General features: G+C 74.1%; 2 protein-coding genes. One reads left to right on the top strand and one right to left on the bottom strand.

All coding sequences use genetic code 11. The annotated features are described in order from the left end of the window. A partial coding sequence (locus AB0C29_RS45075) for a serine/threonine-protein kinase (protein WP_360834048.1) occupies positions 1-671 on the bottom strand: 671 nt, incomplete at its 3' end. Between the two features lie 177 nt (positions 672-848). Here AB0C29_RS45075 and AB0C29_RS45080 point away from each other — a divergent pair. Further along, on the top strand, positions 849-2,153 hold a 1,305-nt coding region (locus tag AB0C29_RS45080; protein WP_360834050.1), incomplete at its 3' end, for an amino acid adenylation domain-containing protein.

Genomic DNA, 2,153 nt, shown 5'->3' on the forward strand with positions numbered 1-2,153 from the left:
GTCGCGGCCGCGCTGTCGCCGCCGAAGGGCGTGCGTCCGGTGCCCGCGAACGTGACGACGACGCCCCACGCGAACACGTCCGCGGCCGGCCCGATCCGGCTCGAGTCGCTGTCGAAGCGCTCCGGCGCCATGTACGCGACCGTGCCCACCATCTGGTCGGTGCCCGTGTGCTGGCTGGTCGCCTCGAAGGCGCGGGCGATGCCGAAGTCGATGACCTTCGGGGTGCCCAGCGCGAAGAGCACGTTGGCCGGTTTCAGGTCGCGGTGGATGACGCCGGCACCGTGGATGGCGGCCAGCGCGGTGGCCACGCCGACCGCCACGCTGTACAGGCTGCCGCCGGTCAGCGGGCCCTGCTCGGCGACCACCTCGGCGAGGCTGGGACCGTCCACGTACTCGACGACGAGGTAGGGCGTCTCGTGGTCGGCGTCGGCGTCGAGCAGCTCGGCGGTGCAGAACGGCGGCACCTGGCGGGCCCGGTTGACCTCGCTGCGGAAGCGGGCGCGGAACTCCTCCTCGTACGCCAGCTCGGGCTTGACGACCTTGATCGCCACCAGCCGGTCGTGCCGGTCCTCGGCGAGATAGACGGTGCCCATGCCGCCCTGCCCGAGCCGGGCCAGCAGACGGTAGCCACCGAGGAACTGGGGGTCAGTGGAACGCAGCGGCGCCTTCATCGCGCTGGACGATACCCCGTGAACTCGGCCACGGCAGGTGTGGTGGTGGCCACGGATCCGCTGATATGCCCGTTATTACAGGTTGCGGCGACGTAGCGTTGAGGGCTGCCCAGGGCGGGTCCGTATGCCGCACGCCTGGTTGACGCCGACCCTCGAGGTGAAGATGGTGCACGCCCGGTGACCGTGACGACCGAACCGCAGCTGGTCACGCTCCCTCCCCTCGTCGTCGCACCGGTGCCCCCGGCGGTGTTCCGCTCCCCGTCGGCGCCGGCCACCCGCACCCTGGTCGACATCCTCGACGACACCGTGCGCGCGCACCCGGGCGCCCGCGCGCTCGACAACGGCACCACCGCGCTGACGTACCGCGAGCTCGCCGACGAGGTCGAGGCCGTCCGGGTGACGCTGAACGGGCACGGGATCGGCGCCGGCGACCGGGTCGGCGTACGCATCTCGTCCGGCACGGCCGAGCTGTACCTGGCGATCCTCGGCGTGCTCGCGGCCGGTGCCGCCTACGTGCCGGTCGACGCCGACGATCCCGGGGAACGGGCCGAGCTCGTCTTCGGCGAGGCGGGGGTCGTCGCGGTGCTCGGTGACGGGCTGAGCGTCTCGTTGCGCCGTACCCCCGAGGGCCGCCCCGCCCGGCCCGGCCCGGACGACGACGCCTGGATCATCTTCACCTCCGGCTCGACCGGCACCCCGAAGGGGGTCGCGGTCAGCCACGGCGCCGCGGCGGCCTTCGTCGACGCGGAGGCCCGGTTGTTCCTCGCCGGCGAGGTCAGCGAGGCGATCGGCCCGCAGGACCGGGTGCTGGCCGGGCTCTCCGTGGCGTTCGACGCGTCCTGCGAGGAGATGTGGCTGGCCTGGCGCCACGGCGCCTGCCTGGTGCCGGCCGAGCGGTCGCTGGTGCGCAGCGGCGTCGACCTCGGCCCGTGGCTCGCCGAGCAGCGCATCACCGTGGTCTCGACGGTGCCGACGCTCGCCGCGCTGTGGCCGGTCGAGGCGCTGGAGGAGGTACGGCTGCTGATCTTCGGCGGGGAGGCCTGCCCGCCCGAGCTCGCGCAGCGCCTGGCCGTCGAGGGCCGCGAGGTCTGGAACACGTACGGGCCGACCGAGGCGACCGTGGTGGCCTGCGCCGCGCGGATGACCGGCGACGGACCCGTGCGCATCGGGCTGCCGCTGGCCGGCTGGGAGCTCGCGGTGGTCGACAGCGCCGGCGACCCGGTGGCGATGGGTGAGACCGGCGAGCTGGTGATCGGCGGGGTGGGTCTGGCCCGCTACCTGGACGCCGCCAAGGACGCCGAGAAGTTCGCGTCGCTGCCGTCGCTGGGCTGGTCGCGGGCGTACCGCAGCGGGGACATCGTCCGGGCCGAGCCCGCGGGGCTGCTGTTCGTCGGCCGGGGCGACGAACAGGTCAAGCTGGGCGGGCGCCGGATCGAGCTGGGGGAGGTCGACGCCGCGCTGGAGGCGCTGCCCGGGGTCGCC

Origin of the sequence: Actinoplanes sp. NPDC048791, assembly GCF_040650095.1 — a bacterium.
In the GTDB taxonomy this organism is placed as follows: Bacteria; Actinomycetota; Actinomycetes; order Mycobacteriales; family Micromonosporaceae; genus Actinoplanes.